General features: G+C 69.8%; 27 protein-coding genes. 9 read left to right on the top strand and 18 right to left on the bottom strand.

Features of this window, described 5'->3' with window-relative positions; genetic code table 11:
* Window positions 1-166: 166 nt before the first annotated feature.
* Window positions 167-631, top strand: coding sequence for an RDD family protein (locus tag BMZ83_RS07880; RefSeq protein WP_074877391.1), 465 nt, complete (start codon window positions 167-169; stop codon window positions 629-631).
* Window positions 632-643: 12 nt separating this feature from the next.
* Here the strand turns inward: BMZ83_RS07880 and BMZ83_RS07875 are convergent, their stop codons facing one another.
* From BMZ83_RS07875 to BMZ83_RS07865, 3 genes are all read right to left on the bottom strand, one after another.
* Window positions 644-1,333, bottom strand: coding sequence for a DUF4013 domain-containing protein (locus BMZ83_RS07875; RefSeq protein WP_074877389.1), 690 nt, complete (start codon window positions 1,331-1,333; stop codon window positions 644-646).
* A 99-nt stretch (window positions 1,334-1,432) separates the two neighbouring features.
* Window positions 1,433-1,882: a pyridoxamine 5'-phosphate oxidase family protein gene (locus tag BMZ83_RS07870; protein ID WP_074877387.1), complete on the bottom strand. Its 450-nt coding sequence runs from the start codon at window positions 1,880-1,882 to the stop codon at window positions 1,433-1,435.
* 170 nt (window positions 1,883-2,052) lie between these two features.
* Window positions 2,053-3,855, bottom strand: a complete 1,803-nt coding sequence (locus tag BMZ83_RS07865) for a S9 family peptidase (RefSeq protein ID WP_074877386.1) — start codon at window positions 3,853-3,855, stop codon at window positions 2,053-2,055.
* 128 nt (window positions 3,856-3,983) lie between these two features.
* Here BMZ83_RS07865 and BMZ83_RS16825 point away from each other — a divergent pair, with 128 nt between their 5' ends.
* Together BMZ83_RS16825 and BMZ83_RS07855 are read left to right on the top strand one after the other, a co-directional pair.
* Window positions 3,984-4,670: a J domain-containing protein gene (locus tag BMZ83_RS16825; protein ID WP_074877384.1), complete on the top strand. Its 687-nt coding sequence runs from the start codon at window positions 3,984-3,986 to the stop codon at window positions 4,668-4,670.
* A gap of 47 nt (window positions 4,671-4,717) precedes the next feature.
* On the top strand, window positions 4,718-4,999 hold the full coding sequence (locus BMZ83_RS07855; protein ID WP_074877382.1) for an amphi-Trp domain-containing protein: 282 nt from the start codon (window positions 4,718-4,720) through the stop codon (window positions 4,997-4,999).
* Here BMZ83_RS07855 and BMZ83_RS07850 read toward each other — a convergent pair.
* Both BMZ83_RS07850 and BMZ83_RS07845 read right to left on the bottom strand, forming a co-directional pair.
* Window positions 4,996-5,775 carry a DUF7839 domain-containing protein gene (locus BMZ83_RS07850; RefSeq protein ID WP_074877380.1) on the bottom strand — a complete coding sequence of 260 codons (780 nt, stop codon included), beginning with the start codon at window positions 5,773-5,775 and terminating at the stop codon, window positions 4,996-4,998. The two genes, BMZ83_RS07855 and BMZ83_RS07850, sit on opposite strands and share 4 nt — an antisense overlap.
* 50 nt (window positions 5,776-5,825) lie before the next feature.
* Window positions 5,826-7,097, bottom strand: a complete 1,272-nt coding sequence (locus BMZ83_RS07845; protein ID WP_074877378.1) for an NAD(P)/FAD-dependent oxidoreductase — start codon at window positions 7,095-7,097, stop codon at window positions 5,826-5,828.
* 104 nt (window positions 7,098-7,201) lie between these two features.
* On the opposite strand from BMZ83_RS07845, the gene BMZ83_RS07840 reads away from it, so the two are divergent.
* Genes BMZ83_RS07840 through BMZ83_RS07830 form a run of 3 tightly spaced genes read left to right on the top strand, consistent with a single transcriptional unit; the run spans window position 7,202 to window position 9,753 of the window.
* Window positions 7,202-8,518: a M28 family peptidase gene (locus BMZ83_RS07840; RefSeq protein WP_074877376.1), complete on the top strand. Its 1,317-nt coding sequence runs from the start codon at window positions 7,202-7,204 to the stop codon at window positions 8,516-8,518.
* 59 nt (window positions 8,519-8,577) lie between these two features.
* Window positions 8,578-9,288: an NAD(+)/NADH kinase gene (locus BMZ83_RS07835; protein ID WP_074877374.1), complete on the top strand. Its 711-nt coding sequence runs from the start codon at window positions 8,578-8,580 to the stop codon at window positions 9,286-9,288.
* Window positions 9,289-9,312: 24 nt separating this feature from the next.
* Entirely contained in the window at window positions 9,313-9,753 is a 441-nt protein-coding gene (locus BMZ83_RS07830) for a DUF7313 family protein (RefSeq protein ID WP_074877372.1), read from the top strand.
* A gap of 310 nt (window positions 9,754-10,063) precedes the next feature.
* On the opposite strand, the gene BMZ83_RS07825 is transcribed toward BMZ83_RS07830, so the two are convergent.
* The 7 genes from BMZ83_RS07825 to BMZ83_RS07795 form a co-directional block, all read right to left on the bottom strand.
* Entirely contained in the window at window positions 10,064-10,333 is a 270-nt protein-coding gene (locus tag BMZ83_RS07825; RefSeq protein WP_053947605.1) for a DUF7314 family protein, read from the bottom strand.
* Between the two features lie 181 nt (window positions 10,334-10,514).
* Window positions 10,515-10,847: a DUF7315 family membrane protein gene (locus tag BMZ83_RS07820; protein WP_074877370.1), complete on the bottom strand. Its 333-nt coding sequence runs from the start codon at window positions 10,845-10,847 to the stop codon at window positions 10,515-10,517.
* 3 nt (window positions 10,848-10,850) lie between these two features.
* Window positions 10,851-11,612: a cytochrome b family protein gene (locus BMZ83_RS07815; protein WP_074877368.1), complete on the bottom strand. Its 762-nt coding sequence runs from the start codon at window positions 11,610-11,612 to the stop codon at window positions 10,851-10,853.
* Window positions 11,613-11,616: 4 nt separating this feature from the next.
* The gene (locus BMZ83_RS07810; RefSeq protein ID WP_074877366.1) at window positions 11,617-12,417 is read right to left on the bottom strand and encodes a cytochrome b; all 801 of its coding nucleotides are present in this window, start codon (window positions 12,415-12,417) and stop codon (window positions 11,617-11,619) included.
* 3 nt (window positions 12,418-12,420) lie between these two features.
* Complete coding sequence (locus BMZ83_RS07805) at window positions 12,421-12,810, bottom strand: DUF7318 family protein (protein ID WP_074877363.1); 390 nt, start codon at window positions 12,808-12,810, stop codon at window positions 12,421-12,423.
* Entirely contained in the window at window positions 12,810-13,445 is a 636-nt protein-coding gene (locus BMZ83_RS07800) for a plastocyanin/azurin family copper-binding protein (protein WP_074877361.1), read from the bottom strand. The genes BMZ83_RS07805 and BMZ83_RS07800 overlap by 1 nt, the downstream gene beginning before the upstream one ends.
* A gap of 97 nt (window positions 13,446-13,542) precedes the next feature.
* Complete coding sequence (locus tag BMZ83_RS07795; RefSeq protein WP_074877359.1) at window positions 13,543-14,379, bottom strand: DUF7319 domain-containing protein; 837 nt, start codon at window positions 14,377-14,379, stop codon at window positions 13,543-13,545.
* Window positions 14,380-14,482: 103 nt separating this feature from the next.
* On the opposite strand from BMZ83_RS07795, the gene BMZ83_RS07790 reads away from it, so the two are divergent.
* Window positions 14,483-14,962: a DUF7321 family protein gene (locus tag BMZ83_RS07790; protein WP_074877356.1), complete on the top strand. Its 480-nt coding sequence runs from the start codon at window positions 14,483-14,485 to the stop codon at window positions 14,960-14,962.
* 7 nt (window positions 14,963-14,969) lie between these two features.
* On the opposite strand, the gene nth is transcribed toward BMZ83_RS07790, so the two are convergent.
* Window positions 14,970-15,653 (bottom strand): endonuclease III, encoded by a 684-nt coding sequence (nth, locus tag BMZ83_RS07785; protein WP_074877353.1) that lies wholly within the window; start codon window positions 15,651-15,653, stop codon window positions 14,970-14,972.
* A 132-nt stretch (window positions 15,654-15,785) separates the two neighbouring features.
* Window positions 15,786-16,391, bottom strand: coding sequence for a DUF420 domain-containing protein (locus BMZ83_RS07780; protein WP_074877350.1), 606 nt, complete (start codon window positions 16,389-16,391; stop codon window positions 15,786-15,788).
* Between the two features lie 338 nt (window positions 16,392-16,729).
* Here BMZ83_RS07780 and BMZ83_RS07775 point away from each other — a divergent pair, with 338 nt between their 5' ends.
* On the top strand, window positions 16,730-17,251 hold the full coding sequence (locus BMZ83_RS07775) for an NUDIX domain-containing protein (RefSeq protein WP_074877348.1): 522 nt from the start codon (window positions 16,730-16,732) through the stop codon (window positions 17,249-17,251).
* Here the strand turns inward: BMZ83_RS07775 and BMZ83_RS07770 are convergent.
* The 4 genes from BMZ83_RS07770 to BMZ83_RS07755 all read right to left on the bottom strand — a co-directional run bounded on the left by BMZ83_RS07770 (window position 17,248) and on the right by BMZ83_RS07755 (window position 20,592).
* Entirely contained in the window at window positions 17,248-18,294 is a 1,047-nt protein-coding gene (locus tag BMZ83_RS07770; protein ID WP_074877346.1) for an NAD(P)-dependent glycerol-1-phosphate dehydrogenase, read from the bottom strand. The genes BMZ83_RS07775 and BMZ83_RS07770 overlap by 4 nt on opposite strands.
* A gap of 51 nt (window positions 18,295-18,345) precedes the next feature.
* Window positions 18,346-19,026, bottom strand: coding sequence for a LysE family translocator (locus BMZ83_RS07765; RefSeq protein ID WP_174955632.1), 681 nt, complete (start codon window positions 19,024-19,026; stop codon window positions 18,346-18,348).
* 115 nt (window positions 19,027-19,141) lie between these two features.
* Window positions 19,142-19,915, bottom strand: a complete 774-nt coding sequence (locus tag BMZ83_RS07760; RefSeq protein ID WP_206674324.1) for a TMEM165/GDT1 family protein — start codon at window positions 19,913-19,915, stop codon at window positions 19,142-19,144.
* 2 nt (window positions 19,916-19,917) lie between these two features.
* A complete protein-coding gene (locus BMZ83_RS07755; protein ID WP_074877342.1) occupies window positions 19,918-20,592 on the bottom strand; it encodes a metal-dependent transcriptional regulator in 675 nt (224 codons plus the stop codon).
* A 103-nt stretch (window positions 20,593-20,695) separates the two neighbouring features.
* On the opposite strand from BMZ83_RS07755, the gene BMZ83_RS07750 reads away from it, so the two are divergent.
* Window positions 20,696-21,715 carry an alpha/beta fold hydrolase gene (locus tag BMZ83_RS07750; protein ID WP_074877340.1) on the top strand — a complete coding sequence of 340 codons (1,020 nt, stop codon included), beginning with the start codon at window positions 20,696-20,698 and terminating at the stop codon, window positions 21,713-21,715.
* Window positions 21,716-21,717: the final 2 nt, after the last annotated feature.

Genomic DNA, 21,717 nt, shown 5'->3' with positions numbered 1-21,717 from the left:
TGCTCTTTCGAGAACGTGGCTGTTCACGCCGCGATACTTTCCGTATGCAGGTTCCGACTGCCTTTGAGTCCACTCACCAAACCGACCGGACGGCCGTAACCGCCTGGCCGGCGACTGCCACGCACGGGTCACAACGGTGAAGGGAGCTGCCGCCGACCGATGCCACATGAGCCGCCCGGCCCCCCGACTCGGCACCGAGAGCGAGACGTTCGGCCGGCGCGTCGGGGCGTTCCTGCTCGATGCGATCCTGATCGGGGCCGTCTTCGGCGTGTTCTCCGGCCTCGTCGCCGCGCTCGCGTTCGTGTTCGTCGCCGACCCGACCAGTCCGGTCGCGGTCAACGCCGCCGTCCTCCTGCTCCAGTCGCTCACGGCCGTGGTCGGGCTGGCGTACTTCGTCGTCACTGAGGGGAGGTACGGCCAGACGCTCGGAAAGCGCGCGGTGGGGCTGGTCGTCGTCACCGAGGACGGCGACGCGATCGACTACTGGGACGCGCTGGTCCGGAACCTGCTCCGGGTCGTCGACGCGCTGCCGGCGTTCTTCCTGCTGGGCGCCGCGGTGATCGTCGTCACCGAGCGCGGCCAGCGGGTGGGTGATCTGGCGGCCGAGACGGTCGTCGTGGAGACGAACTGAGCCGAAACGGGGTCAGAGCGCGGCGCTGTCGTCGGTCACCGCGCCCGGCACGTCGACGACCTTGCCGAAGGCGACGCCGAACATGTAGAACGCGGCGACCTGCACGTAGAACTGGATGAACGGCACCACCACCAGTCCGACGACGGTGATCGCGAGCAGGAAGACGACGACGTTCATCAGCGCGGCGAGCACGAACGGGATCAGCCACGCGACGAGGTAGTCGCCCGTGAGGATGACCTGCTTGATCGTGCCGAAGTCGAAGGCGGCGCCGAAACTGTCCTCCAGCGCCATGTTCGTCAGCGCCGCCGGGATGAGGTAGTAGAGGACGAACATCGCGACCATGCTCACCAGCATGCCGAGGAGGCCGATGCCCCCGAGGATGCCCATCCCGGTCTCGCTGCCGGACGCACTGCCGCCCGCGATCACGAAGACGCTGAGGAACACCAGCACGAACGGGACGATCCCGTAGACGATCGCGACCGCCGTCGCTTTCAGGCCGTCGACGATCATGTCGCCCCAGTTCTCGAAGTCGGGGGGCTCCTCCTCCCCTCGCGCGGCGCCGTCGAGCACCCAGACCAGATAGCCCATGAGCGCGATCGCCGGGACGATCAGGAAACTACCGAAGCCCAGCAGCCCACCGATGATGATCCGACCGAGCGCGCTGTCGCCGTTGAACGGGTACGAGAGTCCTTCTTCCAACATGTCTGGCGGGAAGAGCCACCGACGGCGACTTAACTATTTCCCACTACGTTGCCAGTTCTGCGGCCCCGCTATCGCCGCGCGGCTCGCGATCCCGGGGCCCTACTGGCCGGTTCGAGACTCGCGGCGGGCGCCGATGCGATCCGGGACCAGCCGGTAGAACTCGAACGACACCGCCTCGAGTGGCCGGTCGAAGACGTCGACGTACTGGAGCTCGACGTTCCCGAGACCTTCGAGCGTCTCGATCGCGATCGACTCCTCGCCCGTCGGTTCCAGTCGCCCCTCGGCGACGACGCTCTGCCAGCGGTCCTCTGGCTGGCCGTAGGTCACGAACGTCGCCCGCCGGTCGTCGAGCTCGCCCTTCTCGCCGTCGGCGTCGGTCGCGAGCCGGAAGTAGAACGTCCCGGTCGACCGGTCGTAGCCGTAGGACACCGGGACCGCGTACGGTGACTCGCCGCTCGCCGTGCTCAGCGAGAGGACGCCCGTGCCGCCAGCCCCCAGGAACGCGTCGCGTTCGTCCTCGTCCATCTCGTTGGGCAGGTCAGCGCTCATACCCACCCGTACGGGAGCCGAGGTCAAAAACGAACGCCCGTGTTCACGTCCACCAAACCGTAACGGCTACCCGTTCGATCCGTACCGAATCACGATCCGGTGTCAGGTTGTCGATACGGTTCCCGATCAGCCGCCGGACCGGGTCGGACCCCGGCTCGGCGACCGCGGCCTCAGACGTGCTCGTCGAGGAACTCCACCACCGCCGAGTACGCCCGGATGCGGTTGTCCAGTTTGGAGAACCCGTGGCCCTCGTCGGGGAAGATCAACTTCCGGACGGGGACGCCCTGGTCACGGACGTCCTCGACGATCTGTTCGGCCTCGCTCACGGGCACGCGCGGGTCGTTCTCACCGTGGAGCACGAACAGCGGCGCCGCGATGTTCTCGATGTTGTTCGTCGGCGAGATCTCCTGCAGGAACTCCCGGTCCTCGTCCAAGCTGCCGTACTCCGCCTCCCGCAGCGACCGCCGCCAGTCGCTCGTGTTCTCGAGGAACGTCACGAAGTTCGCGATGCCGACCACGTCGACGCCCGCCGCCCAGAGGTCGGGGTACTCCGTCAGCGCCGAGAGCACCATGAACCCGCCGTAGGAGCCGCCGTAGGCGACGATGCGGTCCGCGTCGACGTCGGGGTGGTCCTGCAGCCACTCGACGCCGGCTTTCAGGTCCTTCACCGAGTCCATGCGGTTGCGCACGTCGTCGAGGCCGGCGTACTCCTTCCCGTAGCCCGAGGAGCCCCGGACGTTCGGTTCGAACACCGCGTAGCCGTTGTTGAGGAAGTACTGCTTGACCGGCCGGAACGACGGCCGACGCTGGCTCTCGGGGCCGCCGTGGATGTCGACGATGACCGGGAGTTCGCCCTCCGAGTCTTCGGGCACCGAGAAGAAGCCCGGGATCTCCCGGCCGTCGAAGCTGGGCACGTGAACCAGCTGGGGCTCGACGAACGTCTCGCGGGGGATGCCTGCGGTGGCGGCGTCCGTCCAGCGCTCGCTCTCGCCGGCGGGCACGTCGCCGACGTGGACGTTGGTGTTGTCGCTGCTGGCGGTGACGGTGAGCGCGTACCGGTCGCCGTTCGGCCCCCACTCGACGCCGCCGACGACGCCGTCGGGGAACGTCGGGGACTCCGCGGGGTCGATCCGGTCGGGGTCGACCAACTCGCCCACCGTCAGGTCGGTGTAACCGTCGACGTTCCGGGAGTAGGCGACGCGTCGGCTCTCCTCGTCGACGGAAACGCCGTCGACGTTCCACTCGCCGCCGTCCTCGACGACCGAGAACTCCCCCTCCGAGAGGTCGAGCCGTTCGAGTCGGAGCGTATCGGAGTCGTGGTCGGTGACCATGTACAGCGACTCGCCGTCGGGCCCCCACTCGACGCTGCTGTAGCGTGCGCGGCCCTCGTGGGGCGTGACGTGGCTGATGCCGCCGTCGCTCACGTCCAGCACGTGCACGTCGTGGTCGAAACTGGAGTGGGCCTCGTGGACGAGCAGCCGGTCGTCATCGGGCGACCAGCCCGAGAGCGACAGCCAGCCGTCGCCCTCGTGGACCAACTCCGCGTCGTTGCCGACGGCGTCGCGATCCTGGACGTAGATGTCGAACACCGTGTGGTCCCGGCGGTTGGAGGCGAAGGCGAAGCGCTCGCCGTCGCTGTCCCAGCCGCCCCAGCGGTGCTTCGCGTCGGGTTGCTGGGTCCTGTTGGTGATTTCGCCGGTCCCCACGTCGAGCGTGAACAGTTGGGCGCGCTCGTCGCCGCCCTGATCCTTGCCGAAGGCCAGTTCCTGGCGCTCCGGGGAGTAGTCCACGAACGTCACGCGGTCGTCGTAGAACGTGCGCTGGACGGGCCACTCGCCGGGGCCGTCGACGGTCCAGACCTGTGCGGTGCCGGTGGTGTCCATCAGGAACGCGAGTCGCTCGCCCTCGGGGTCGAACGAGCCGCCGTAGGCGCTCCGGACGTTCAGGTACCGCTCGATGTCGTACGTTGTCACGACTCACCTGTTCGCGGTGGGACACAAAGGTAGTTCGGGTCCCGGTCAGTTGGCTGGGGATCGCTGGCGGTCGCCGCAGACGCACCGGCGGCGAGTCGTTGAAGAGGGTGCCGACCCTACGGGGGAGCGTGCTCCCCGCCGTTCAAACCGGGCTCCCGTCGTGGCTGGTTTCCGGGCTGCTGCTCGGCGTCGCCGCCTCCGTCGTCGTCGCCCTCGTGTTCGTCCTCGGCGAGCGGTACATCCCCGACCCGGACCGGAGCGGACGCCGGGTCGGCGGTCCCGGCCAGCAGCGGGCCGAACTCAGGGCCATCTTCGACGAGGCCGACGAGCCGTACCTGGAGGACTACCAGCTCGGCACCACTACCGTCGCGTTCTACCTCCCGGACCGGGACGTGGCGATCACGTTCGACCCGCGGGCCTACCTCCGCCTCGTCGACGGCCCCACCCACGTCGTGCTCTCTGAACACGGGGTGCCCGGCGCCACGATCGGTCGGCGGCTCCCCTTCGACCTCGGCCTCGACGCCGGCGGGCGGACCACGGGTGCCGGTCCACGCGGCGCCCGTACCGGTCCGCGCGCGGGCCGCGCTGGGCCGCGTGGCGGCCGTACCGGTGGGGGTCAGCGGGCCGGCGCTGGCCGTGACCCCGTCGGCGACGCGTTCGAGTTCCTCGGGCTGAGCCGCGACGCCGACGCCGACGAGGTGCAGTCGGCCTACCGCGACCGGGTGAAGGAGCTCCACCCCGACCAGGGCGGCAGCGAGGAGGAGTTCAAACGCCTGCAGGAGGCCTACACGACCGCGAAGGAGTACGCGAGCTGAACCGCTGACGCACGTACGTTTATCCCTGCCGGCTCCCTATTCGAGGTATGCCCGAAGACGTCCTCTTCAAGACCGAGAGCAGCCAGGACCGCAGCGAGATCGCCGACTACCTCCGGCGGGTGGCCGACTCCCTCGAGGGCGGCGGGGAACTCAGCCTCCGGGCCGGTACGGAGTCGGTGACGGTCGATCCCCCGGAGCGACCGACGCTCGAGGTGAAAGTCGAACGCGAGGGGCCGGCCGATCAACCGGAGAAAAGCGTCGAGTTCGAGATCGAGTGGACGGAAGGCGAGGGCGGAGGCGAAGGGGACGGCGACCTCCGGATCGACTAGCTCCCCTCGACGACGTACTCGGTGTCGCCGTCACGGAGCGCGTCGGTGACGCGGCCGACCTCGTCGCGCGTGACCGCGACGACGACCTCCTGGCCGCGGCCCGCCGCCGCCGCCGCCACCTCGCCCGCCGCCGCGCTGACCGCGGGCGGGTAGTCGATCCCCCTGAGCGCGACGACGGCCTCGACGCCGCTCGCGAGCACCAGGTCCGCCGACTCGCAGGCGGCGGCGAGCGCCGCGTCGTCGATGTCGCGACTCCCCCCGGCTCGGACCGGCGGGATCTGGTACACCGTGACCGTGCCGGGCGCCATGTCGATGACGCCCTCGAACCCCGTGACGCCCACGTCGGTGCCCGCCTCGGCGTCGGTGGTCGCGACGCCGGTCGCCGCCCCCTGCTCGCCGGGAGTCGCGTGGAGCAGGCCGTTCCGGAGCGACAGGGAGACGGTGTCGCCGGCCTCGACGTCCCCGACGGCGATGGCGGCGTCCTCCTGCAGGCTCTCCAGCACGTCGTCGGTGACGTGGTCGACGTACCGGCGCAGCGACTTGGCCTCGCGGAACAGCCAGTCGACGCCCTCCTTGGTGACGCGGTAGCGCGAGCGGCCCTCCTTCTCGACGAGGCCGTCGTCGACCAGTTCCCGGATGTACTCGCTGACCGCCTGGCTCGTGACGCCGACGGCGTCGGCGATCTCGCCCTGACTCACCGCCGGCTGGCGGTCGGCGATCTCCGCGAGGATCCGGAACCGGCTCGCGGTGCGTTTGTCCGCCAGCGCGTCGCTCATGGCCGGGGTGTGGGCTGGCCGGCACATAAACCGCCCGACCCGTCCGGGGCTCAGGCGTCGAACTCGGCGTCGACGGCGGCCGCCGCGCGCCGCCCGCTCTCCAGCGCGCCCTGGATCGACGACCAGCGCGTGTAGTCGCCCGCGAGGTAGACCGGTCCCGAGGGGTCGTCGGCGTCCGGCAGCTCCGTGTGGATGCCGGGCGGCTGGGCGAACTGTGCGAACGGGATCCGGTCGGTCGCGAGACGTTCGAGCCCGGCCACGTCCCGCTCGGGGTACCACGACCCCAGCGCCTCGCGGGTCTGAGCCGCGAGTTCGTCCGCAGACCGGTCCTGGGCGCCGTCGTCGACGAACGACGCCGCGAGCAGCGCGTCGGTGCTGTCGTCGCCGTACTCCGGCGCGACCGCGGAGAGCTGGGCCACGGTGTTCGGCGCCTCGCCCCCGGCGTTGAGCATGATCCGCGTGCCGGCGTCGAGGTCCGGGCCCGGCAGGCGGTAGTGCTGGGTCACGACGCCCGCGCCCTCGGTCGGGATCGACTCGACCCCGGTGAGGTCGCGGGCGGTCGGCGGGTCCGTGGCGACGACTGCGGCGTCGAACTCCCGGGCACCGGGTTCCGTCGCGAGGCGCACGCGGTCGCCCGCACCGTCGAGCCCGTGCACGGCGAGGCCGGTTCGCACGTCGACGCCCGCCGACCGAGCGCGCTCGGCCAACTGCGCCGGAACCGCGGCCATCCCGTCCGCCGGGACGACGATGTTCCCGAGCGACATCGCCCGGAACGTGTACTCGAACACGTTCGCGGACGTGGAGAGGGACCGATCGAGCGTGATCCCACCGTACAGCGGGGCGGCGAAGTTCTCGACGAACCGCTCCGAGAAGCCGACCTCGCGGAGGTACTCGCGGATCGACCGGTCCGGCCTCTCGAAGCCGGGCCAGTCGCCGCTCGTCAGTCGGCGCCGGAGGCGGAGCGTGCGGAGTTTGTCCGCGGTCGAGATCTCGCGGGACAGCGCCGAGGGGAGGAGCGCTCCCAGGTCGCGAAGCGGGTCCGACAGCGTCGACCGGCTGCCGGGGCGACAGATCACGCCCCCGGGGGCGAACCGGCGCAGCGAGAGCGCGTCGAGGTCGAGTTCCCGCCGGACCGCCGGGTAGGCGTCGAACAGCACCTGGAACCCCCGGTCGCAGGTGAACCCGTCGACGTTCCGGCTCCGGACCCGGCCGCCGAGCGCCCCGCGCTCCTCGAACAGCGTCACGTCGTGGCCGGAATCGGCGAGCCGGCGGGCCGCAACGAGTCCCGCGAGTCCGCCGCCGACGACGGCGATGGTGTGCATACCGCCCGTTCGAACGGCGGCCCCAAAGCTCCGGTGCCGCCGGAGAAGCGGCGAAGCCGGCCGGAGTCGACAGGTGATAACCGCTCGCACGCGAGCGGGGCGGTATGGCAGACTGGATCGCGGAGACGTTCGGCAGCGACGCCGGCTGGGACCACCTCGAGACGCTCGTCGACATCGGCAACCGCATGGCGGGCCAGCCGGGCGAGATGGCCGGCCTCGAAGCCACGCGCGACGCGTTCGCCGACGTGGGCGCCCGGGACGCCCGCGTGGAGACGTTCGACCTCGCGGGGTGGGAGCGGGGCGACAGCGAGATCGCCACCCCCGAGACCGTCGAGGAGTCCATCGCGCTCCCGCGCGGCCCCGCGGGCGAGGTGACCGCCGAACTGGTCGACCTCGGCGCCGGCCTCCCGGCGGACTTCGAGTCGGCGGACGTGGAAGGGAAGATCGTGCTCGCCACCTCGGACGTGCCGGACTACTTCGACCGGTACATCCACCGGACCGAGAAGTATCAGTACGCCGTCGAGGGTGGCGCCGCGGCGTTCGTTTACGCCAACCACGTGCCCGGCCAGCTCCCGCCGACGGGCAGCGTCAACGGCAGCGACGGGGGCCCCTACGGCGACATCCCCGCCGTCGGCGTCTCCGCGGAGACCGGCGCGCGGCTCGCCCGGCGGTTCGACGGCGAGGAGGTCACCGTCTCCGTCGACTGTGAGACGCCCGAGACCGAGTCGGGCAACGCGGTCGCAGAACTGGGCCCCGACACCGAGGAGGTGGTGATCCTCTCGAGTCACGTCGACGCCCACGACATCGCGGAGGGGGCGCGGGATAACGGCGCCGGGACGGCGACGATCGTCGAGGTCGCGAAGGCGCTGGCGGCCCGCGAGGACGACCTCGACACGCGGGTCAAGTGCATCGCCTACGGCGCCGAAGAAGTCGGACTCGTCGGCTCGGAACAGGAGGCGGAGAACGCCGACCTCGACGCGATCAAGGGGATCGTCAACGTCGACTCGAACATGGGCGAGCGGACGCTCGAACTCACCACCCACCGGTTCGACGAACTCGACGCCGCCGCGAGCCGGGTGAGCGAGCGCTTCGACCACCCGATCGCGACGGTGCCGCGGATGGTTCCCCACTCCGACCACTGGCCGTTCGTCCGCTGGGGCGTCCCGGGGTACATGGTCTCCAGCAAGTCCGAGTCCGCGGGGCGGGGCTGGGGGCACACCGAGGCCGACACGCTCGAGAAACTGGAGGGTCGGACCCTGCGCGAGCAGGCGATCCTGCTGACCGAACTGGTCGTCGAGGTCGCCGATGAGTCGGTCGAGATCCCCCACGAAGAGCCCGAGACGATGGCCGGCTACCTGAAGGAGGAGGACCAGGCGATCGGCATGAAGAAGACCAACGGCTGGCCCTACGACTTCGAGTAGGCGAGCCGTTCCGCGCTGAGACCACCGCCGTTTTACCCACACCCGGCAAGTACCAGACCATGACGCAGTCGACGCCGATCAGTCGGATCCGCCTCCAGGGCGGGCCCGTCGGCGCGGATCTCTCCCCGCTCGAGACCGCCGACGACGCCGAGGTCGTCGTCGCGGTCGGTCCCGACGCGGTCGTCGATGCCGCGCACACACCGAACGAGACGCCGATTCTCGCCGTGGACGTGGGCGACGACCGACAGGGCACGACGCGGGAGGGCCTCGAGGCCGCCGCGGGTGCGCTCGCCGAGGGAGCCTACCGCGGTGTCACCCACCCCGTCCTCGGCGTCGACGTCGACGGCGAACGCGTCGGTCGTGCTGTCCTCGACGTGACACTGATGACCAGCGAGCCGGCCCGGATCTCCGAGTACGCGCTCGCGGCCGAGGGCGAGCGACTGTTCGACGCGCGCGCCGACGGCGTCGTCGTCTCGGCGCCGCTGGGGTCGGCGGGGTATGGCCGCGCGGCCGGCGGGCCGATCGTCGCCCCCGGCGGCGGGCTCTCGGTGGTCCCCGTGTCACCGTTCTCGACGCGGGCGAACCAGTGGGTCGTCCCCGGCCCGCTCTCGCTCCAGGTCGAACGGGACGAGGGCGCCGTCTCGCTGTTCCTCGACGGCGAGGAGCGCCGCCAGGTGCACCCGGCCGAGCCCGTCGAGATCAGCGTCGTCGACGAGTTCACTTGCCTCCGGCCGCTGGTCTCGGGGTCGCCGGAATTGGAAAAGCACTAAACCGTCCTGTGCCGATATGCGGGTATGACCCCACTGCAGTTCGCCGTCCCGATCGGGGCGCTCGAGTCGATCTCTGGGGCGTTCCCCTACGTGATTCTAGGACTCGTCGTTGCCAACCTCCTCACTCGGCATCTCGCGTACCGGCGCTACAAGCGAGCCGCCGAGGGGGGCGCCGACACGCTGAGTCGCTACACGCCCCACGTCGCCGTCTCCGCGCTGGCGATCCTCGTCTCGCTGCTGTATCTCGTGATCGAACCCCACTCCGGGATGGTGATCTCGGTGCTCGTCGTCGGGACGTTCGTCGCCGACGTTTTCGAGTTCGAGGCCCGCCAGGTCGAGGCCCGGAACAACCTCGAGATCGAGAAGCCCAAGGGCGCCATCACCGCCTCGGTCGTCGCGCTGCTGTACGCGCTCTACATCGCGCTGTTCTGGGTCATCGAGGGGCCCTGGGAAGCGATCGTCTAACCGGCGCCGGCGGTTCCTTCGACGATCTCCGACAGTACCCCACGCAGCGATCGCTGTTCTCGTCGATCCGGTCCACACTCCCGAGACGGGTCCGTATCCACGGCACGTTTCACTCGTGAGGAGCCCGTCAACGCCGAAGCGCGCACGATCGTTCGGAACCGGTCTCGGGGCCGCCGACGGACGGAGCGGTCACGCTGCGTACCACGCTGTCGACGCCGGCAGCAGGATCAGGGCCGGACAGGTGGGGCTCGTCGCCGACGCCAATCTGCCGGGGATGGTGGGGGAGAACCGGAGAAGAGTGTCTCGGGAACTACTCGTCGACAACCAGCGCCTCGCGGGCCTGTCGCCCGGCGGGGATGATCACCCAGAACGTGAACGCGCCCAGCAGCGCGGTCCAGAACATCAGGTCGCCGAGGAAGATCCCCAGCGTGTCGAACACCGTGCCGGGCTCCTCCGGCGGCGCCGCAACCAGCTGTCGGGTGCTCTCGAAACTGGGCGTGCGGTACCAGCTCGCGGAGATCATCCAGACGAGGGCGGCCACGCTGAACAGCCCGAACCCCTTCATGAACTCGTCAGCCATTATCGGAAACTGGGCCGCGAGCCCTCTTCAGCGTTTCCCATCCCGGCCGACCGACGACGGCTGCTCGATCGGCGTCGGTCTCCGGGAAGAACCCCCTCGGCGCGCGTCGTTAGTCCGTACCGGCACTCATCTCCGCCGAGGCCGGTTAGTCCGTACCGGCGCTCATCTCCGCCGAGGCCGGTTAGTCCGTACCGGCGCTCATCTCCGCCGCCTTGAACCGAGTTCCGAGCACGTAGACGGCGGCGCCGAGAGCGATCGACAGCAGTCCGGCGACGGCGAACACCGCCGAGAGAAGCGAGTCCGAGGGTGAAAGCGACAGCGCACCGAGTATCGAACGGGCGAGTTGGCGGAGCAGCCCCGTCCCGAGCGCGGCGGCGTCGAGCAACAGGAAGCCGAACACGACGGCGAACACCGCGATCAGCGTCGAGAACACGGTGACGGTCTTGTAGAGCCGCAGGGGAACCTCCACGTCGCGCCCCTCGCGGCCGTCCGTGCGGCGATCGTCGTCGGCCACGGCCTACTTCGGCGGCCGCAGCCGGTAGTAGCGGCGGTTGAGGTCGTACATGTACCCCTCCCGCATCGTCTTCAGCACCGCGTAGGTGATCGCGCCCACGACGAGCGGGGCGAGGAACGTCAGGTCGAACAGCAGGCTGACGTTCATCGGCATGATGTTCTGGATCGACAGCATCGAGATGGTGAACGCGAAGGTCACGCCCCCCATCCCGACCGCGGCCCAGAACGGCTGCTCGACCGGGCGTCGGGCGCTCCCCTTGTTGAGGAAGGGGACGATCGCGATGGCGCCGACGATCACGACGTTCGCGAGCACGCCGTACGTCCGGTCGGCCATCAGCTTCTGCTCGCCGAGCAGCGAGATCGCGGGGTTGAGGTCACCCAGCTTCAGCAGGCCGAACGACCAGTAGAGGTACCAGTCCGGCAGGATGATCGCGGGCGTGGAACTCGGGTTCGCCGGGTTGCCGATGTGGGGCGGGAGCGTCGCCGACAGCAGCAGCAGCATGCCGACGAAGAAGCTGGTCAGCGCGAGGTTGCGGATCAGCTCGTGGGGCCACGTCGGGAAGCCCAGCACGTCGCGCTCGACGTAGGTGGACTGCTCGCGCAGGTCCTGGTCCTCGCGGCGGGCCCGCTCGAAGTACTCGTAGGTGAGACGGGGGAGCCCCGCCCGCCGACTCTTGCGCTCGCTCCAGGTCGGCGTCTCGTCGTCCGGGGGAACGATGCCGGTTCCGCCGTCGGTTCGTGCGTCGGGTTGGTTGTCGTCGCTCATTGTGTTAGTGGGGTTCCGCGATGCCCTGCATCCAGACGATCGCGATGTGGATCGCGATCAGCGAGGTCACCACGAACGGCAGCAGGAACACGTGGAGGATGTACATTCGCTGGAGCGTCGGTGCGCCGAGCGAGAAGCCGCCGAACACCAGCTGGGCGACCCACTCGCCGACGATCGGGATCGACAGCGCCATCTCGACGCCGATCTGTCCCGCCCAGTAGGCGAGCTGGTCCCACGGGAGCAGGTAGCCCGTGTACCCGAAGCCCATCGTGAGGCTGATCAGGACGATCCCGAGCAGCCAGTTGAGCTCGCGGGGCTCCTTGTACGCGCCGGTGAAGTAGACCCGGAGCATGTGCAGGAACACCGCCGCGGTCATCACCTGCGCCGACCAGCGGTGGATCGAGCGCAGCATGAAGCCGAACTGGAGGTCCTGCATGATCATCGCGAGCTGTGAGTAGGCGACGGTTCCGGTCTCCGCCGCGGCCGCCGACGGGGTGTAGTAGAACCCCAGTAACGCGCCGGAAAGCGCGGCGACGACGTACGCGAGCGTGGAGAACGACCCCAGCGCGTACAGCGGGTACCAGTACCAGAACTTGTTGTCGAGGTTGTACTGCTCGGTGTGGCTCTTGGGCATCTGGAGGTTGACGCGGTAGTACATCGTCTCCAGGAGCTCCAGGTAGTCGACGACCCGGAATCGCTTGTCGAGCCAGATGAGGGTGAACAGGTACCCCTTCTCGATGGGGGAGAGCTGCTTCTCCTCCATCCAGCCGAGATGGTCGTGTTCGTCTTTCTCTTTGAGGCTCATTGGTTATCGTTTGTAGTACGGGTAGACGGCGCGTTTGAACTGGTCCCAGATCCCGGCACCCTCGAGCTGTTCGCCGTCGACCTGATCGCCGCGCACGTAGAGGTCCTCCCACTTGCGTCGGCGCTTCTTGACGACCATCACGTCCGGGAGGAACTCCTTGCGGTAGATCGCGAGGATGAACGCCAGGTCGATGAACACGACGGCGAGCAGGCCGCCGAGGAACATGTTCCCGTCGGCGGTCAGTCCCCAGCCGGAGACCAGCCCCCAGGTGAACATGAACACGAAGACGATCTCCAGCAGCGTCAGGAGCACGATCGCGATCGCCGCGGCCGTGCTCTCACGTGCCGGCTCGTACCGGTGAATGTCGCCGTAGGTGGAACCCGACGTGGACATCAGTCACCACCTCCGGTGTTGCCGGTGTTCGGTGACTCGCCGTACTTGAGGACGTAGAACGTGAACACGAGGCTGACGAACATCATCAGGATCGTCGCCGCACCCACCCAGTGGGGGTGGATCGGGGCGCCGATGGAGTGAAGCTCCCGCTCGCCGCCGCCAGCGGCCTCCTCGATCTCTTCGACGACTTCGATGGTCCCGATCATTCCCACACTCTCGTGGGGGATACAGAAGTACTCGTAGGTGCCGAGGGTTTCGAAAGTGTGCTGGTAGCTTTCACCCCCGGGGATGTCCCCTTGTTCGGGGTACGCGTCCCGTGCAGGCTGTTCGGCGTCGAAGCCACCGGAGGCGAAGAAGTCCGCCTCTTCGGGGATGTTGTCCTCGTAGGCCGTCACACTATGCCCGACCGAGCCGACGTTCTCCCAGACGACGGTGTCGCCGGCCTCGATTGTCAGTTCCGCGGGGTCGAAAACGAGGCTGTCGGTCATGTCGACAGTGTGTGTCGTCCCGCCGCCACCGCCACCCTCCGTGCCGGTGGCCGTGCCGGTGCCTTCCTGCCCGGCTGCGACCCCCGAACCGAGGGCGACGGCCCCGCCGGAGCCGCCTGTCGCTCGGAGAAAATCCCGCCTCTTCATACGGCCAAAACGTGGGACGGCCAGCGCTTAAACCCACCGTTTCACGCCACCCAGCGCGGCCGTCCGGATCGGGAGACGGGACGGCGAAGCCGCTCGATCAGTCGCTCCGCTCCTCGTCGCCGTCGTCGCTCAACTGCGGCACGAACTCCGGCCGCTCGCCCGCCTCGTCGACGGCCCGGAGCCGGTCGCGGTACTCCGCCGCGCGGAACCGGTCCGAGAGCCGCGCGTTCGCGACGACCGCGAAGAGGAACACGCCGATCGCGACGAACAGGAGCCCGACAACGGGACCGATCACGCCGCCCTGGGGCACGTCGGGCTGGAGGTCCCAGACCAGCGATCCGATCACCAGCCCGATCCCGGCGAGGATCTGGGCGGCGGCGATGAGCTGGAGCATCGTGTTCCCGAGCTCGCCGGAGCCGGACTCCACGTCGTCCGGGTCCGGGAGGCTCGGGTCCTCCGGCGGGGTCTGTACCTCGTACTGCTCCATCGAGCACAGCGCCACCGTCGGCTCCACGTCCCGGAGCACGGTGCCCTCGCCCTCGACGCTCCCGTCGGGGTTGACGATGGCGTACCCCTCGTCGGAGTACGCGAGCAGTCGGTCGCCGTCCGGCCCGGGGTGGCGCTCGAGACGCGCGAACACCTCGCGGGTGGCGATTCGGGCCTCCAAGTCCTGCTCGACCCGGTCGATCAGCTCCGGCCCCGTGATCCACGTGTCCGGGTCGAACACCGCCTCCCACTCCTCGCGCTCCATCTCGGCCATGTCCGCCGGGCCGAAGTCGTCGAAGTCGTACCGCTCCTCGACCTCCTCGCGCAGCGCGTCGAGGTCGGTGGACTCGCGCTCGGCGGCGGCGGCCTCGCCGCTCGCGCCCGCTCGGTCGTCGGCGTCCGCGCGGGTCCGCCCCGGAGCCGCGTCGTCGTCGGAGGGGTCGGCCATGGTCGGGGTTGGACTGGCGCGCCGTTAAGCGCTTCGCGAGCGGCCCGCCGGCGGCGCGCCGGAGTCGCACCCTTTAGGCGAGGCGGGCGCCAACCGTCGCTGAATGGTCTCGGAGTCGACGGCCGCGACGCTCGCGGCGGCGTCAGTCACGCTCAGCCTCCCCTTCTTCCTCTACGGCGCGTGGTACGCGATCGAGACGGAGGTGATGACGTGGGATCGGCTGGTCCACCACCTGAAGTTCGTCGTCACCGGGCTCGTGCTGACGACGGCGCCGATGTTGCTGTGGATGATCCCTCGTCTGTTCGGCCGGTTCACCGGCCTCGCAGCGCTACATGCCTTCCTCGGCCTGCAGGCGTACGCGCTGCTGGTGCTCGCACTCACCGGCATCGTCCGCATCTTCCAGGCCAAACGGGAGGCGGACCTCTACCGCGATCCGGACCCCGACGCCGACATCGGCGACCTCCACGAGAACATGGCCGGCTGGCGTCGACGGCTCCGGATCGGCGTGTTCGGCTACCTGATCCTCTGGATCCTCGCGTATCTCGTCGGCGTCTACCGCTACCTGCAGGAGTACGTGCTCTGAGAGCTGTTCACCACGCCTCGCCGCTGGCCAGATCGACCTCGCTGTCGCCCTTCGCGGAGGGGCAGACGTCCGCGAGCACGCACTCGCCACAGTCGGGGTTCCGGGCGGTACAGACCGCGCGCCCGTGGTCGATCAGCAGGTGGGTGAACTGCTGCCAGTGCTCCTCGGGAACCACGTCGAGCAGGTCGTCCTCGATGGCTTCGGGGCGCTCCGCCTCGGTCAACCCGAGCCGGCGGGTGATCCGCTGGACGTGCGTGTCGACGACGATCCCCTCGACCACGTCGTGGGCGTGCTGGAGCACGACGTTGGCCGTCTTCCGGCCGACGCCCGAGAGCTCGGTGAGGTCGTCCATCGTGTCCGGCACCTCGCCGTCGTGTTCGTCGACGAGCGTCTCGCCGATGCTCTTGAGGTAACCCGCCTTGGAGTTGTGGAAGGTGATCCCGTAGATGTCCTCGGCCAGTTCCGCCTCGTCGGCCGCGGCGAATCCCTCGGCAGTCTCGTACTTCTCGTACAGCTCCTCGGTCACCTCGTTGACGCGCTCGTCGGTGCACTGTGCCGAGAGCACGACCGACACCAGTAGCTGTAGTCGGGTGTCGAAGTTCAGGGAGATGGTGGAGTCGGGATACTCGGCCTCGAGGCGGTCGATGACCTCGGCCGCCTGCTCCCGGCGTGGTTCGAGTGGCTCGCCCATACCCGGCGTTTCGCTCCCCGGGGGTTGAACGGTTCGATCCCGAGTCGTCCGCGGCGCCCCGACGACTGCACCGAGGCGTCGACGCCACCGGTGTACCGACGGGGCCATCCGCGTCGACGGCACCGCCGGCGCCTACATCCCGGTGCCGGCCGTGAACTCGTAGCTGTAGATCCAGTTGAGGATCACGTACGTCAGCACGCCCATCGAGAGCGAGAGGATCCACGACCCGGCGGCGACGCGACCGACCTTCTTGTGCGGCGTCTCCAGCCGGAGTTCCCGCGGGCTGTGGGTCAGCCCGAGCACCAGCGCGTACAGCACCACGGGAACGGCGACGACGGAGAGGATGATGTGGATCGCGAGCATCAGCAGGTAGGCGTAGTAGATCGGATCGGGCGCGCCCACGAGTTCCTTCGTCCCCCCGCCGCCGATCTTCCAGAGGTAGAGCACGAGGAAGACCATGATGAGCCCGAACGCGCTCCCCATCGCCTTGCGATGTTTCTCGACCTCGCCCTCGCGGATCCACTTCCAGCCGAGGAGGAGCAGCACCGTCGCCGTCGTGTTGATGGCGGCGATGGCGTGGGAGAACAGGTTCACCTGCGCGTTCGTCAGGTCGGGGAACGCGGCCGCAGGGATCGCGCCCGCGAACGTCCCGATCACCAGCGCGTACCCGAGCACCGAGAGCACGGCGACGGTCGCCCGCGGACGGTCACGGGCGCGCGACCGGAGGGGTTCCAGCATACGCGAGCGCAGGGTCCGGAGCGACAAGGTGGTTCGGGTTCCGGCCCGGCGATCGTCGCCCCGAAGTCCGGGGATTTATCACCGATAGCGACCAAGGATAGCGTACGGGTGATGGCGACGCACCCGTCCCCGGTCGGACGAGCCGACCCCCGCCGCGACGGGGTGGCCCCCACGGCGCGGCGGACTGGCGCCACCGGCTCGCCCGACCACTCTCGTCGCGCGATCCAGGACAGGTCGCGCGGCGGTTCTCAGTTCCCGAGCGCCCGCTCCCGGCTCGGGGACGACCTCACCTTCGACGAGCGACGGTCTTCTTTACACCCCGGACGGAACGGCCACGCGTGGACCCCGCTCGTGCCGTCGACGACACCCTGGACCGGTTGGAAGCGCGCTACGGGACCGTCGCGGTCACGGAGACGGAGTGGCACGTCGATCCGGCGACCTACGACGCGGCCGCCGAACGCGCCGCGGCTGGCACCGTCGGCGGCGCCGGGACGTGGGTTCGCCGGGAGCACAACGGCACGACAGAGGCGCTTTTAGTCCGCGAAGCCGACCAGGGCGGCTGGTCCGAACCAGCGGGCAAGCAGGAGCCGGGGGAGTCCCTCGCCGCGGCTGCCTGTCGCGAAACCTACGAAGAAGCCGGCATCGAGTGCCGGCTGACCGGCCTCCTGCGTGCCGAACGGGCGGTGCACGTCGCGGCGGGAACGGGTCGACCGCCGCTCCCGCGACTGATCGTCGTCTTCGAGGCCGAGTACCTCCGCGGCGATCCCCGGCCGCGTGACGGGAGCGTCGACGAGGCGGCGTGGCTGTCGGCGTTCCCGGACCGGTTGCGGTACCCGGACGTGGCGGCGTTACCGCTCTAGATCACGCCCGTCGTCTCCGCCACGTCCCGCGCGGCCTTCTCGGTGATCCCGTCGCCCAGCACCGTGTAGCGGTCCCGGATCTCGTGGGCGCTGGTCAGCGCCTCCAGCAGTTCCTCGTCGCTCACGCCCAAGCCCTCGGCCGTCGTCGGCGCGTCGAGGCTCGCGAGCGCGTCGCGGATGTCCTTCCAGAGCCCGTCCGGGCCGTCGTGGAGGTACGCGGTCATGATCGACCCCACGCCGACCTGGTGGCCGTGGAGCGCCCGTCCCGGGGCGATCCGGTCGAGTTGGTGGGAGAAGAGGTGCTCCGCGCCCGAGGCGGGCCGCGAGGAGCCGGCGATGGACATCGCCACGCCCGAGGCGACCAGCGCCTTCACCACGATCCACGCCGACTCCTCCAGTCCCGGCCGAATGAGGTCCGCGTTGTCGACCAGCATCTCCGCGGTCATCTGGGAGAGCGCGCCGCCGTACTCCGAGTACTCGACGCCCTTCAGGCGCTGGGCCAGCTTCCAGTCCGCGACGGCGGTGTAGTTCGAGATGATGTCCGCACAGCCTGCAGTTGTCAGCTCCCACGGCGCGTCGGCGATCACCTCGGTGTCGGCGACGACCGCCAGCGGCGGCTCGGCGGCGACGGAGTGGCGCGTGTCCCCCTCCGGGATCGAGCCCCGCCCGGAGACGATGCCGTCGTGGCTCGCCGCGGTCGGGACGGAGACGAACCCCACGTCGAGTTCGTCGCTGGCCATCTTCGCGGTGTCGATGGGTTTGCCGCCGCCGAGGCCGACGAGGTAGCCCGCCTCGGCCCGCTCGGCGGCGTCGATGACCTTCTGCACCTGGTCGAAGCTGGCCTCCTCGACGACCACCGTCTCCGAGTCCGGGAGCTGGTCGCGGACGCGGTCGCCGACGATCCGGTTCGGCGAGGGACTGGTCACGACCAGCGGCGTGCCCGAGAGGTAGAGTTCGCCGACGGCGTCGCCGAGTTCCGCGAGCACCCCGTGGCCGACGACGACGTTCCGGGGCAGCCGGATCCACGTCGATTTGTCGAACATGCACCGGTGGTCGGGTGCAGTTGTGAAAAGCGGTTCGTCAGTCGACGCCGGTCAGCCCAGCACGCGCCACGCTTCGAGGAGGAAACTGACGCCGAACCCCCCGAGCACCAGCGCGCTGAGGGCGGCGACGGCGGGCGCGAACGAGTCCACCCGGCGGCCGGCCTGTACCAGCGCCGCCGGGAAACAGGCGAGCCAGAGCGCGATGCCGCCGAACAGGCCGACGATCAGCGCGGGGCTGCCGGTCTCGACGACGAACACGCCAGTCAGCGCGTCGCCGACGTAGGGGACCACCGCCAGCACGTCCAACCGCCCGGGGTCGAGCAGGCCGACGCCGACGGTCAGCCAGAACAGGATCTGGTAGGGGTTCGTGAGCGCGAGCACGAACGCGCGACGGAACCCGGTCGACTCGCCGAGGTCGGCCGGCGCGCTCGTGTCGCCGCCCGCGTCGATTCCCCCCTGGTCGTCCGTCCCGGTTCCAGCCCGCCGGTCGACCGAGGACGGCGCGAACGTCGCCCGGACGCTGTTGGCGGCGCCGTAGGCGAAGTAGACCATCAGGAGCCCGCCGACGCCGAACAGCACGCCCTGAAGCGTCGGGTACTGCTGGACGACGCCGACCACCCCGGCCAGCGCGAGCAGGAAGAAGACGAAGTCCGCCAGCCCCGCGCCCAACCCGGCTTTCACGCCCGCGACCCAGCCGCGGAGCACGCTCTCCTCGGCGATGACCGCGTTCATCGGCCCCGGCGGCGCCGCGAGTGCGAGCCCGAACGCGGCGCCGGCGACGAGCGACGGAACGACTTCGAACACAGTCACTGCAGGGGGCGGAACTGCGAAAAAACCGCCCCATTCCTCAGCGGCGTCGAAGCACGCCGACGGCGGCCGCCACGATCAGCGCCCCGATCGCGGCGTAGAGCACCACCGTCGGCGCGCCGAGGACGACGACCCCGAACGCGAGGAAGACGAGGGCGGCACCGGCCTCGATGTAGTGGGTCGGCAGTACCGCCTCGACCCTCTCGCCGATGACGGCGTCGATGCCGGTCCGGAGCGCCAGCGCGGCGACGACGCCGACGAACACCGACACGGGGGCGTCGGGGAACGTCGCCGCGAGGTTGATCGTCAGCAGTTGGGTCTTGTCCCCGAACTCGGCGAACAGCACGAACAGGAAGCCCGTCAGCAGGCCGCCGTAGCTGCCGACTCGCGCGAGCAGCGCGTCCGGGACGAGCATCCCCGTGAGCCCCACGTCGAGACCCGTACCCGAGGTCAGCGACAGCGACTGTTCGTCGTCGCGGAACCCCCGGATCGAGGACCGAACCGTCCAGAGCCCGAAGGCGACGAACAGGCCGCCGGTGATCAGCGTCACCACGCCCGCGGGCAGCACCGAGACGACGTACTGCCCGAACGCGACTTCCAGCGCCGACCAGAGCGTGAAGGCCCCCATGGCGCCGACGAAGACCGCCTTGGCGTCGTACCGGGTCGCGAGGGTGATGACGACCAACTGTCCCTTGTCCCCGAAGGTCGCGAGCAGGTTCGCCAGGAACGCGGCCGCTAGCGGGCCGTGTTCGGCGTACCGCCCGACGACGGCGTCGAGCCCCGACTGCAGGGGAAGCGCGATCGCTCCCGGCACGCTCAGGCGACCTCCCCCGTCGTCGCCCTGACCCGGATCGCGTCAGCGACGTCCTCGGGGAGGCTCTGCTCCTCGCCGTCGTCGAGGCGGACCGTCACCATCCCGAACGGCGCCACGTCGACGATCTCGATCGTCGTGTTCGGCGTGAGCCCCGCCGCCGAGAGGTAGTCGAGTTCGTCCTGCTCGCGGTGGAGCACCCGGGAGACGACGACGCGGTCGCCGACGCCGAAACTGCTCAGTCGTTCGCCGGCCGCCTCGTCGACCGGCTCCAGCGTCTCGGTCGGGATCGGGTCGCCGTGGGGATCGACGACCGGATCGTCGAGCGCCTCGGCCATCCGGCGCTCCAGGTCCTCACTGATGTGGTGTTCGAGGGTGTCCGCCTCGTCGTGGACCTCGGTCCAATCGAAGTCGAGATGTTCGGCGAGGTACGCCTCGAGCAGTCGGTGGTGCCGGACCACCTCGAGCGCCACCGTCTCGCCCTCCTCGGTCAGCTCGACGCCGCGGTACTTCTCGCGGTCGATCAGCCCACGGTCGTCGAGTTTCTCCATCATGCTCGTCACCGTCGGCGGCGTCTTGTCGAGGTACTCCGCGACGGCAGACGTGGAGACGGGCGCGCCATCCTGGCGCTGGAGCACGTAGATCGCTTTCAGATAGTCCTCCATCGCGTCACTCAGCATGTCGAACGTTTTGTTTCACCGCGTCAAAAAATCCACGATCGAACCGCCTGGCAGCGGCCGGGAACTGTGGAGTTAAGCACCCGGAACACGTAGCTGGGACTGAATGAAACTCCGACGCGCCCTCAGCTACGCGACCCTCGGGATCGGCGCCGCCGCGGCCACGAACGCCCTCCTCCGCCGCGACGCCGGCGACCTCCCGCCGGCGCTCGACGGGATGCAGCGTACGTACCGCTGGCGCGGGATGAACGTCGCCTACACCGAGGCCGGGGACCCGGCGGATCCGGATCTCGTCCTCCTGCACGGGGTCAACGCCGCCGGCTCGTCGGGCGAGTGGCGCGCGGTGTTCGACGAACTCGCCCGGGAGTACCACGTGATCGCCCCGGACCTCCCGGGCTACGGGCGCTCGGACCGCCCGCCGGTTCGCTACTCCGCGCCGCTGTACGAGGCGTTCGTGGAGTCGTTCCTCGGCGAGTTCGGCGACGCCGACGGCCCGGCCGTGGTCGCTTCCTCGCTCTCGGCTGCCTACGCGGCCGCAGCGGCACGGGAGGTCCCCGTCTCGCGGTTCGTGCTCGTCTGTCCGACCACGACGACCGGGCCCGGCGGCGGGACGTGGGTGCGCGAACTGGTCCGGTCGCCGTTGGTGGGCGAGGCGCTGTTCAACGCCGTCACCTCCGAGCCCGCGATCGACTACTTCAACGCCGATCACGGCTACGCCGACCCGGACGGCCCCGAGGAGGAGTGGGCCGAGTACGAGTGGCGGACCGCCCACCAGGAGAACGCGCGGTTCGCGCCCGCCGGGTTCCTCGCCGGCGACCTCGACACCGACCTCGACCTCGGCGCCACGCTCGCCGACCTCGACGTGCCGACGACGATCGTCTGGGGCCGCGAGACGGAGATGAGCCCGGTCGCCGACGGCGAGGCGCTCGCCCGCGCCGCGGGCGCGGAACTGCTCGTGTTCGACCGCGCGAAGCTCCTCCCGCACGTCGAGCGCGCCGACGCGTTCCTCGACTACGTGCTCGACGGCGGACTCCCCGACGACCACTCGGTGATCCGGGAGTACGACCCGGACGAGGCTGGTGAGGCCGGCGAGGCGGCCACGGAGAACGAAGCGAACGCGGAGTAACG

Origin of the sequence: Halolamina pelagica, from assembly GCF_900115675.1 — an archaeon.
GTDB classification, from domain to species: Archaea; Halobacteriota; Halobacteria; order Halobacteriales; family Haloferacaceae; genus Halolamina; species Halolamina pelagica.
This window is presented reverse-complemented; position numbering and strand designations above follow the sequence as displayed.

Coding starts and splice junctions, on each gene's coding strand:
- BMZ83_RS07880 (WP_074877391.1), top strand. CDS start 167: ATGAGCCGCCCGGCCCCCCGACTCGGCACCGAGAGCGAGACGTTCGGC.
- BMZ83_RS07875 (WP_074877389.1), bottom strand. CDS start 1,333: ATGTTGGAAGAAGGACTCTCGTACCCGTTCAACGGCGACAGCGCGCTC.
- BMZ83_RS07870 (WP_074877387.1), bottom strand. CDS start 1,882: ATGAGCGCTGACCTGCCCAACGAGATGGACGAGGACGAACGCGACGCG.
- BMZ83_RS07855 (WP_074877382.1), top strand. CDS start 4,718: ATGCCCGAAGACGTCCTCTTCAAGACCGAGAGCAGCCAGGACCGCAGC.
- BMZ83_RS07850 (WP_074877380.1), bottom strand. CDS start 5,775: ATGAGCGACGCGCTGGCGGACAAACGCACCGCGAGCCGGTTCCGGATC.
- BMZ83_RS07845 (WP_074877378.1), bottom strand. CDS start 7,097: ATGCACACCATCGCCGTCGTCGGCGGCGGACTCGCGGGACTCGTTGCG.
- BMZ83_RS07840 (WP_074877376.1), top strand. CDS start 7,202: ATGGCAGACTGGATCGCGGAGACGTTCGGCAGCGACGCCGGCTGGGAC.
- BMZ83_RS07835 (WP_074877374.1), top strand. CDS start 8,578: ATGACGCAGTCGACGCCGATCAGTCGGATCCGCCTCCAGGGCGGGCCC.
- BMZ83_RS07830 (WP_074877372.1), top strand. CDS start 9,313: ATGACCCCACTGCAGTTCGCCGTCCCGATCGGGGCGCTCGAGTCGATC.
- BMZ83_RS07825 (WP_053947605.1), bottom strand. CDS start 10,333: ATGGCTGACGAGTTCATGAAGGGGTTCGGGCTGTTCAGCGTGGCCGCC.
- BMZ83_RS07815 (WP_074877368.1), bottom strand. CDS start 11,612: ATGAGCGACGACAACCAACCCGACGCACGAACCGACGGCGGAACCGGC.
- BMZ83_RS07810 (WP_074877366.1), bottom strand. CDS start 12,417: ATGAGCCTCAAAGAGAAAGACGAACACGACCATCTCGGCTGGATGGAG.
- BMZ83_RS07805 (WP_074877363.1), bottom strand. CDS start 12,810: ATGTCCACGTCGGGTTCCACCTACGGCGACATTCACCGGTACGAGCCG.
- BMZ83_RS07800 (WP_074877361.1), bottom strand. CDS start 13,445: ATGAAGAGGCGGGATTTTCTCCGAGCGACAGGCGGCTCCGGCGGGGCC.
- BMZ83_RS07795 (WP_074877359.1), bottom strand. CDS start 14,379: ATGGCCGACCCCTCCGACGACGACGCGGCTCCGGGGCGGACCCGCGCG.
- BMZ83_RS07790 (WP_074877356.1), top strand. CDS start 14,483: ATGGTCTCGGAGTCGACGGCCGCGACGCTCGCGGCGGCGTCAGTCACG.
- nth (WP_074877353.1), bottom strand. CDS start 15,653: ATGGGCGAGCCACTCGAACCACGCCGGGAGCAGGCGGCCGAGGTCATC.
- BMZ83_RS07780 (WP_074877350.1), bottom strand. CDS start 16,391: ATGCTGGAACCCCTCCGGTCGCGCGCCCGTGACCGTCCGCGGGCGACC.
- BMZ83_RS07770 (WP_074877346.1), bottom strand. CDS start 18,294: ATGTTCGACAAATCGACGTGGATCCGGCTGCCCCGGAACGTCGTCGTC.
- BMZ83_RS07765 (WP_174955632.1), bottom strand. CDS start 19,026: ATGAACGCGGTCATCGCCGAGGAGAGCGTGCTCCGCGGCTGGGTCGCG.
- BMZ83_RS07755 (WP_074877342.1), bottom strand. CDS start 20,592: ATGCTGAGTGACGCGATGGAGGACTATCTGAAAGCGATCTACGTGCTC.
- BMZ83_RS07750 (WP_074877340.1), top strand. CDS start 20,696: ATGAAACTCCGACGCGCCCTCAGCTACGCGACCCTCGGGATCGGCGCC.